The organism is Phascolarctobacterium succinatutens (genome assembly GCF_958453765.1).
Classification (GTDB): domain Bacteria; phylum Bacillota; class Negativicutes; order Acidaminococcales; family Acidaminococcaceae; genus Phascolarctobacterium_A; species Phascolarctobacterium_A succinatutens_B.
Map to the genome: position 1 here is coordinate 81,316 of NZ_CAUDZA010000006.1, position 8,916 is coordinate 90,231.

Annotated in this window: 10 protein-coding genes; 7 read left to right on the forward strand and 3 right to left on the reverse strand. The window is 46.5% G+C overall.

The annotated features are described in order from the left end of the window. Positions 1–217 precede the first annotated feature (217 nt). The 5 genes from rapZ (at position 218) to Q7Q81_RS04310 (ending at position 4,998) form a co-directional block, all read left to right on the forward strand. Positions 218–1,078 (forward strand): RNase adapter RapZ, encoded by an 861-nt coding sequence (gene rapZ / locus Q7Q81_RS04290; protein WP_009145703.1) that lies wholly within the window; start codon positions 218–220, stop codon positions 1,076–1,078. A gap of 12 nt (positions 1,079–1,090) precedes the next feature. Then, the gene (locus tag Q7Q81_RS04295; RefSeq protein WP_304273918.1) at positions 1,091–2,452 is read left to right on the forward strand and encodes a gluconeogenesis factor YvcK family protein; all 1,362 of its coding nucleotides are present in this window, start codon (positions 1,091–1,093) and stop codon (positions 2,450–2,452) included. Between the two features lie 44 nt (positions 2,453–2,496). Then, complete coding sequence (whiA, locus tag Q7Q81_RS04300) at positions 2,497–3,435, forward strand: DNA-binding protein WhiA (RefSeq protein ID WP_293724934.1); 939 nt, start codon at positions 2,497–2,499, stop codon at positions 3,433–3,435. Further along, positions 3,432–4,298, forward strand: a complete 867-nt coding sequence (locus tag Q7Q81_RS04305) for a polysaccharide deacetylase family protein (protein ID WP_304273920.1) — start codon at positions 3,432–3,434, stop codon at positions 4,296–4,298. The genes whiA and Q7Q81_RS04305 overlap by 4 nt, the downstream gene beginning before the upstream one ends. A 148-nt stretch (positions 4,299–4,446) precedes the next feature. Beyond that, entirely contained in the window at positions 4,447–4,998 is a 552-nt protein-coding gene (locus Q7Q81_RS04310) for a biotin transporter BioY (protein WP_304273922.1), read from the forward strand. Positions 4,999–5,060: 62 nt separating this feature from the next. Here Q7Q81_RS04310 and Q7Q81_RS04315 read toward each other — a convergent pair whose 3' ends face one another. From Q7Q81_RS04315 to Q7Q81_RS04325, 3 genes are read right to left on the reverse strand one after another with little or no spacing between them, the layout of a single operon-like run. Further along, complete coding sequence (locus tag Q7Q81_RS04315) at positions 5,061–5,594, reverse strand: TlpA family protein disulfide reductase (protein WP_304273924.1); 534 nt, start codon at positions 5,592–5,594, stop codon at positions 5,061–5,063. 42 nt (positions 5,595–5,636) lie between these two features. Then, on the reverse strand, positions 5,637–6,455 hold the full coding sequence (locus tag Q7Q81_RS04320) for a 4Fe-4S binding protein (protein ID WP_304273926.1): 819 nt from the start codon (positions 6,453–6,455) through the stop codon (positions 5,637–5,639). Further along, positions 6,448–6,579, reverse strand: coding sequence for a CD1871A family CXXC motif-containing protein (locus Q7Q81_RS04325; RefSeq protein ID WP_021719506.1), 132 nt, complete (start codon positions 6,577–6,579; stop codon positions 6,448–6,450). Before Q7Q81_RS04325 ends, Q7Q81_RS04320 begins: the two co-directional genes overlap by 8 nt. 334 nt (positions 6,580–6,913) lie before the next feature. Here Q7Q81_RS04325 and scfA point away from each other — a divergent pair, with 334 nt between their 5' ends. Then, positions 6,914–7,060, forward strand: a complete 147-nt coding sequence (gene scfA / locus Q7Q81_RS04330; protein ID WP_009145710.1) for a six-cysteine ranthipeptide SCIFF — start codon at positions 6,914–6,916, stop codon at positions 7,058–7,060. A 77-nt stretch (positions 7,061–7,137) separates the two neighbouring features. Further along, positions 7,138–8,535, forward strand: a complete 1,398-nt coding sequence (gene scfB / locus Q7Q81_RS04335) for a thioether cross-link-forming SCIFF peptide maturase (protein WP_304273928.1) — start codon at positions 7,138–7,140, stop codon at positions 8,533–8,535. Positions 8,536–8,916: the final 381 nt, after the last annotated feature.

An 8,916-nucleotide genomic window follows, 5' to 3' on the forward strand; every position in this document is an offset into this window, starting at 1 on the left:
GTTTTCCATGAATTTTTAATATAAATCTTACACCTTAAAATCTCAAAAAGATAAGCAGACTGGAGTTGCGACCAGTCTGCTTATTTTTTTATGCGTGCGTGATAACGCACCGTCTTCCGCATCATCAATCCATCATTTATTTGCGGACGCACTGCCCTCTACGGCAAATTTTATGATATAATATAATTTACTAATGACTTTCAAGAGGTGAAGCAAAATGCAGTCACACTTTCTTATTATTACCGGTATGTCCGGTGCAGGCAAAACGCAGGTTGTGCGTACCCTGGAGGATTTAAATTTCTTTTGCATTGACAATTTGCCGGCAACCTTGATTCCTAAGTTTGCGGAGCTGTGCCGTCAGACCTCGGAAGAAAAAGTAGCTCTTGTTGTTGATATCCGTGGCGGACGCTTTTTTGATAAGCTGCTGCAGGTTTTGGATGAGATGGAGGCCAGCGGCCAAAAATATGAGCTGCTGTTTTTGGATGCTTCCGATGCGACACTGGTGCGCCGTTACAAGGAAACGCGTCGTCGTCATCCCTTGGGTGAGCGCAATACCTTGCTGAAGAATATTACCTGTGAGCGTGAATTGCTTGATCCGCTGCGCGAAAAGGCTACGCATATTATTGATACCTCGACGCTGACAACGGCACAGCTGAAGGCTAAGGTAACGGAAATGTTTGGCGAGGGCTCTTCTAAAGAGCGTATGGGCATTGTTGTGCGTTCGTTCGGCTTCAAGCATGGTCTGCCGCTGGACAGTGACTTGGTGCTTGATGTACGCTTTTTGCCGAATCCGTTTTATGTTGAAGAGCTGCGCAATATGACTGGCAATGACCGCCCGGTAGCGGATTTTATCTGCCGCTATCCGCAGACCTTCCAGTATCTTAAGCTGGAGGAGCAGCTGCTTGATTTTCTTGTACCGCAATATATTAACGAAGGCAAGGCACAGCTTGTTATCAGCGTAGGCTGCACAGGCGGACAGCACCGCAGCGTTTTCATTGCCAATAAATTGTACGAATATCTGCGCGAAAAGGGTTACAGCGTTGATGTGACACATCGTGATATTCCTCACAGAAAGTAAGGGAGGAGCCTAATGGGTTGGATTAGTTGGCTGTGTCCCGGCATTAATTTGAAGCGCTGGCTGCTGCTTTTTGCGGTAGGTGTACTTTTATGTGCTTTGGGACTGGCTTTGTTTTTTAATTATCAGCTGATGGGCAAGGCAGAAGAACTGCTCTTCCAGATGACCTATCTGACAACAGGACGCTATTCAAACGGCCTGATTATGACGATGGGCGTGGGCTTTCTTATCGTGGGCTTTGCTATTATGGTGTACGGAACACGCCGCTTAATCAGTTCGGTAGTATCTGTTGTAGTGCCCGACAAAAACGGTTCATTGATGGAAACGATTTTTATGCAGCGCAAGCTGACACGTGGCCCTGCCATTACCGTTGTCGGCGGCGGTACCGGTTTGTCGACGCTGCTGCGCGGCATGAAGTATATTACTAATAACTGTACGGCCGTAGTAACAACTGCTGATGACGGCGGTTCTTCCGGACGTCTGCGCAAGGAGCTGGGTATTATTCCGCCCGGTGATTTGCGTAACTGCCTGACGGCTCTGGCTGACCGCGAGCCATTGATGGAACGTTTGATGCAGTACCGCTTTCAGGGCGATTCCCCGCTTGCAGGGCATTGCTTCGGCAATCTGTTTATTGCGGCGATGGCACAGGCTGAAGGTGGCATGGAGGCCGGACTCAATGCTACGAGCCAGATTCTGAAGGTACGCGGCAGGGTTATTCCGTCTACGCTGGAGGATATCCGTCTGCAGGCGCGGATGACTGACGGCAGTGTTGTGACAGGCGAATCAGAGATTCCCAAGGTGCGCAAGCATATTAAGAAGATGATGATGCTGCCGTCGGATGCACAGGCAGCCAACGGCGCTATTGATGCTATTTTAAATGCCGATGTGCTTATTTTCGGACCGGGCAGCCTGTATACCAGTGTTATTCCTAACCTGCTGGTTGAGGGAATCCGTGATGCTGTTGTACGCTCGAAGGCAGTTAAAATTTACATCTGCAATGTTATGACACAGCCCGGCGAAACCGACGGCTACGGTGCTTATGACCATGTGCAGGCGTTGGTTGAGCATGTCGGTACACAGTTCTTGGATTACGCTATTGTAAATTCTCAGGATGTTACGTCGGAGCAGCTGCGTCAGTATGATGCTGAAGGCTCGCGTCCTATTACGCCGGATATTGATAAAATCCGCAGTCTGGGAATTACGGTTGTGCCGGCACGCTTGATAAGCAAGGATGATTTGGTGCGTCATGATCCGCGTAAATTAGCGCGTGTACTTATTGCTTTGATTTATCGTCTGCGTCTTTTTGGGCGCGGTATGCAGTTTTTCGATTATTTCTTTATGCGTGCGGGCATGAAGAAGCTGTATAAACAGAAATAAAAACAGACGCTGCAGCCTTGTCGGCTGAGAAGGGAGGAGTCTGCTTGTCTTTTTCCAATGATGTAAAAAATGAATTATCTCGTATAGAAACTAATGATGCGACCGGTGATAAAGCAGAGCTGCTCGGTCTTTTGCGTATGAGCGGTGCGATTGTCATCCGCGGTATGAATATAGGTATTCATTTTTCTACTGAAAATGCTGCTTTGGCCAGACGTGTACTGCAGCTGCTGAAGAGCAATTATCAGGTGCAGACGGAGGTAGTTATTACCCGTTCACGCCGTTTGAAGAAGAATAACCGTTATCAGGTACATGTAGTGCCGGCACCGCAGGTAAGCAAGGCGTTGAACGAGCTGCAGCTGCTGAGTGTAGAGGGCGATTTGAAAAATCCGCTGCTTTCGCATCACGAAGGCAAGCGCACCTTTTTGCGCGGAGCTTTTTTGGGTGGCGGCAGTATCAGTCGTCCGGCCAGCGATTACCATCTGGAGATGGTGACAGGCAACGAGGATTTTGCTCATACGATTATTAAGGTTATGCAGAGCTTTTCCTTGAAGGCCAAGCTGACCGACAGAAAAAACGAGTATATTGTTTATCTGAAGGATGGCGAAAGCATTATCAATTTCCTGAGTGTTATCGGTGCGCATAATGCGATGATGGAGCTGGAAAATGTCCGCATTGTCAAGGAAATGCGCAATAATGTCAACAGAGCAGTTAATTGCGAAACTGCGAACCTGAACAAGGTAGTTAAGGCTGCTGTGCGTCAGGTAAGCTGCATTCATTATATTGATGAGCATATGGGCTTGAGCGAGCTGCCTCAGGGATTGCAGGATACGGCGCGTCTGCGGCTGCAGTATCCGGATGTATCGTTAAATGATTTGGTGGAATACTCCGGTGGTTTGGGTAAATCAGGCATCAACCACCGTTTGAAGAAGCTGCAGGATATTGCAGTCGGTTTAGGTATGGAATTGGAGAAAGCAGATAAATGATTAAGAAAGTATGCTTAGTATTCCTGGCGCTGGTTGTCGTACTTTTGGCGGCTGCAGGTGTTGCATGGAAGCTTAACGGCGAGCGTTGGCAGCAGGAATATGCTGCCTTTAGGAAAACTGGTGCACCGGTACTGATGTATCACGCTGTCGGTACGGAAGAAGGCGCAGACTGGCCTAAAACGCTGATTATGAAGCCGGAGCTGTTTGAAGCACATTTGCAGTACCTGAAGGAGCAGGGCTACACGATTGTGACGGTAGCAGAGCTGGCAGAGCGTCTGCAGCAGGGAAAAAGTGTAGATAAGTATGTTGCCTTGAGCTTTGATGATGGCTATAAGAATAATCACAGTGTAGTGCTGCCGTTATTGCAGAAATATGATGCCAAAGGTTCTTTCTTTGTCATCAATAGAGACATCGGCGATGAGCTGCATATGAATGAGCAGGAAATCAAGGAGCTTATTGCTGCCGGTATGGAGCTTGGTTCGCATACCTACAGCCATAATCCGTTGGCTGCTATCGATGAAAAATATTTGGTGTGGGAAACGGATACGTCACGTTATTGGCTGAAGAAGAAATTCGACGGATATATTGTGCGTACTTTGGCTTATCCTAACGGCAGCTATAATGACAGGGTTATCGCCGCAGCGAAAAAATATGGCTTTTACAGGGCGCTGACTGGTCATGTAGGTGTCAATACGGCGGCTACGTATCAAAAGGCACCTTTCGAAATGTACCGCGTAACCGTTGCCGATGACGGTAACGGACTTGAAGGCTTTAAGAAACGCCTGGAGCATGCATATTTCTTTGGCTTTTTGCAGACCAAGGGCATTGATATCAATATTGTACGCGACATATTTGTGCGCTAAGGAATATTTAGGGAGGCGGTTGTCTCCCTTTTCTTTTGCAAGTAATGTTAACCGTAAAAATAAAATAGGTTGACAATAAATAAAAACTGGCGTATCCTATAAACTATGAACTGTAACAGAGGTTACAGAAGCTTTGGAGGCGTAAAATATGCATTTGAGTACTAAGGAACTGATTTTATGCGCATTGTTTATTGCGCTTATTAATGTGGGAACATTTATTAAAATTCCGGTAGGCACCGATGTCTATACACTGCAGTTCTTGTTTACTTTATTGGCCGGGTTGCTGCTCGGACCGCGTCTGGGTGCGATTGCCGTCAGCACTTATGTTGTCATGGGTCTGGTCGGCATTCCTGTTTTTGCATCAGGCGGCGGCCCGGGATATATAGCGCAGCCGACTTTCGGATATCTGCTTGGCTTTATCGTGCAGGCTTGGGTAAACGGAGCCTGGGCACGCAAGGCTAAGCAAATTAATTTCCGTAGCCTGTTGGAAGCAAATCTTGTTGGTATGGTAATTGTTTATTTGTTTGGACTCGTGTGGTTCTATGTAGTATCCAATTATATAATCAATGCACCGATTTCCGTGTGGGCAGTTATCTGGTACTGCGGTATTCTGCAGGTTATTCCTGATGTTGTGCTCTGCATTGGTGCGGCAATGCTGGGTGTGCGCGGGTATAAGGCCGGTATCTGGCTGAAGGCATAAAAAAGCAGTCCTTGCAATCTTATAAAAAGGTTGCGGGACTGCTTTTCGCTTTTAATATGCTTTTAGAAGGCCTTCTGCAGGAAGGCATCTAGGGAAGACTCGTTCATGCTGCCGACGATGCGTGTAATTATATGTCCGTCGGCGCTGATGATGTAGGATGCCGGAATAGCGTCAATGCCGTAGGCTCGTCCGAGTTCCTGATGATCGCCGTAGGCAGCGGGGAAGGTGTAGCCCTTGCTTTGTATGAAACGTGCAGGATCCTGTTCGTTATCATCTACGCTGAGAATAACAAAATGCATTTTGTCTTTGTATTCGGCGTATTTCTTTTCAATATGCGGCAGCTCGCCGACACAGGGAGGGCACCAGGTCGCCCAGAAATTGATAAAGACAGGCTTGCCCTTTAAGTCACTCAGGCGCATGGTTTTGCCGCTGCCTAACTCTTTGTAGCTGAAATCGGGTGCGGTTTCGGCAGCTGAGGCAGCAGCGGTGTTCATCTGCGGTTTGCTGTCGGCAGTTTTATCGGAGAAAGGACAGCTGCAGCCTGCGGTAAATAATAGTAGCGCAGTCATAGATAAGGTGAGCAGGATTTTTTTCATGTTGACCTCCTTATAAGAATAAGAGAAAAAAGTGTATATAAATTAAAATTTTTTGCCGAGAGAAATTGCCTTTACCGGGCAGACCTTGCGGCATTCACCGCAGGCAATGCATTCGCTGTCGCCTACATGACGGCAATCCATCTTGCAATGCTCCATACAGAGGTTGCAGTTGATGCACTTGACGTGGTTAACCTTCATGCCAAAGAGGGAGATTTTATTAAACAGTCCGTAAATAGCGCCTAAAGGGCAGATGAAGCGGCAGAAGGGGCGATAGATGAAGATGGCTGCCAGTACGGTAAGACACAGCAGTGTCAACTTCCAGATAAACAGCTGGCCCAAAAGCTCACGAATCTGCGGCTTGAAAAATGCCAGAGGCAGAGCAGCCTCCAAAGTACCTGCTGGGCAGATAAATTTACAGAAGGCCGGTACGCCGCTGCCGGTGAACTGATAAAAGGCCAAGGGTAAAATGATGAGAAAAATCAGCGCGATAAAATATTTCAGGTAGCTGAGCAGATAGGTAAAACGGTTGCGCTGCAGCTTAGGCGTAGGAATTTTGTAGAGCAATTCCTGCACGAGGCCGAAGGGACAGCCCCAGCCGCAGATAAGACGCGCAAAGATTAATGCAAAGAGCAGAATGAAGCCCAGCACATAGAAGGGAATGCGCAAAAATACACCGCTGAGCGAGCTTTGCAGCGAACCAAGCGGGCAGGCGCCCAAGGCTCCGGGGCAGGAATAGCAGTTTAAACCTGGCAGACAGATATTCTTGCTGCTGCCCTTCCAGATATTGCCGGTGGTAAAGCCTGCAAAATTGCCGTTATATAGGAGGGCGGTGCAAATTTGTACAAGCTTACGTTTAACCAATGCCGATACACTCCAGACAAATTGTCGCTGCCTTGCGCCAGACGGCAAGATATTCTCTGTTGCAGATACCATACGTCAGCATGGCGGCAGCGCTCAGAAGGATTAAAATACGTGTTATTTTCATAGCAAGCAGACCTCCTATATAAGTACTAAGAATATTCTAGCATATACAATGAAATTTTACTATGAATGCATGACTATACATTATTGAGGTTGGGTAGCAAATAGCAGAAAATAATATTAAATTATTTCTATCCGCGTGTTGCAATGATTTTCTGACTGGTGTTGTATGGATAAAAGCGTATGAATAGGCTATAATAAAAACAGATAATGCAATGGAAGAATATAGGTCGCGAAATAGTATTTGTAAATGAGCAATTTAAAAAAATCCTTGCAAAATAGGCAAAAACAAGGTAAAATAAAACAAGTAATAATATATTTTTTTGGAGGTAATCGTTATGCGTAAACACATCAAAACTGTTAATAAAGCAATGCTGAACAAAACTCTGCGTACCGGTGGCTGCGGCGAGTGCCCGGCTTCCTGCCAATCCGCTTGCAAAACTTCCTGCACCGTTGGCAACCAGGTTTGCGAACACTGCAAATAATATCTGAGCTTAATGCAGCTCCCTGTCTGGTGCAGGGGGCTGTTTTACTATCTATGCAAAAAGAAAGGTTGGAATACATGCTGATACATAAAATGCGTCTTGATGATAATATGGCTGTGCTGGATATCAACAGCGGTGCCGTTCATCTTGTAGACGATGTTATTTACGATTTACTCGATTATTATGATGGCAGCAACGATGCTGAGGCTATGGCTGCTTTGAAGGATAAATACAGCGAAGAGGATTTGCGCGATGCATTGGAAGAAATGCACGGCCTGCAGGATGAAGGTCTGCTTTTCAGCCCTTCCTTTGATGTACCGTCGACTTTTGCAGAAAAGCCGATTGTAAAATCCCTGTGCCTGCTTGTAACTCATGACTGCAATCTGCGTTGCGGTTACTGTTTTGCTGACACCGGTTCTTTTGGTGGCTGCCGTCAGCTCATGAGCAAGGAGACTGCAGAAAAGGCTATCGAGTTTGCTATTGAAGGCAGTAAGAAGCGCCATAACCTGGAGCTGGATATGTTCGGCGGTGAACCGCTGATGAACTGGCCGGTTGTTGTGCATATCACCGAATATGTACGCCGTCGTGAAAAAGAAACCGGCAAGAATATCAAGCTGACGCTGACTACTAACGGTACTCTTTTAAATGATGATAATATTAAATTCCTTAACGATAACCGTGTTATGCTGGTTCTGAGCCTGGATGGCAAGAAGGAAACTCATGACGCTATGCGTCCGTTCCCGAATAAAGCCGGCAGCTATGATGCAGCAGTGCGTGGCTTTAAGAAGGTAATCGACAGCCGCGAGGGTAAAAACTACTATCTGCGCGGAACCTATACCCATTTCAGCACCCACTTCTGTGAGGATGTGCTGGATATGACCAAGGTTGGCAAGGAGATTTCCGTAGAGCCCGTAGTAGGCATTGATGAACCCTGGGTATTGACCGAGGAAGATCTGCCGGTAATTTTCGATGAATACGATAAGCTGGCTCGTGCATATCTGGAGCGTCGTCGTGAAGGCAATCCCTTTGACTTTTTCCATTTCAATGTAGCACTTGATAATGGTCCGTGTGTTGCTAAGCGTCTGGCTGGCTGCGGCGCCGGTCATGAATACTATTGCATTACTGCTGATGGCGATATTTATCCGTGCCATCAGTTTGTAGGCCGTGAACAATATAAGATGGGTACCCTGGATACCGGTATTGTTACACCTGAAATGGTGCAGAAGTTCCGTCATACCCATGTTCTTACTAAGCCGGAGTGCAGCAAATGCTGGGCACGCTTCTTCTGCAGCGGTGGCTGCCACGCCAATGCGGATTTAATTAACGGCGATATTACCAAGCCGTATGAGTATGGCTGTCGTCTGCAAAAGAAACGTCTGGAGAATGCTATCATTGTTCAGGCTGTTCTGTCTGCCGAAGCACAGGAAGGCGAGGACCTGCGTCCGCATATCAACAATTTCACTTACGAAAAATAATAGCTTTTTACTAGTGCGCTCTGCGAAAGCAGAGCGCATTTTTTAATTTGCTTCACCCAATTGTGCAAAATGGAGCGGAGAAATGAGAAAGAAATCTGCACCGGAGAAATAAAAAAATCCGGAAAATTTTTCGGTAAAACGTGATTTTTTTACGCAGATTTTACCGTTTTTCGGCAGGAAATTTAACTTTTTTTGAGATTTTTTGAAGAAATTATGAGGCTGATAAAAGCGATGAACAAGCATGGTTGCTTTTCCACGAATCCTAGTGTGTCACGAAAAAATGTTAAAAAAGTAACAAAAAAGGTGTTGACATAATGCGGGTCACATGGTATTATATACAAGTCGACGCGATACGGCAACAAAACAAAAGCCAAAATCGCT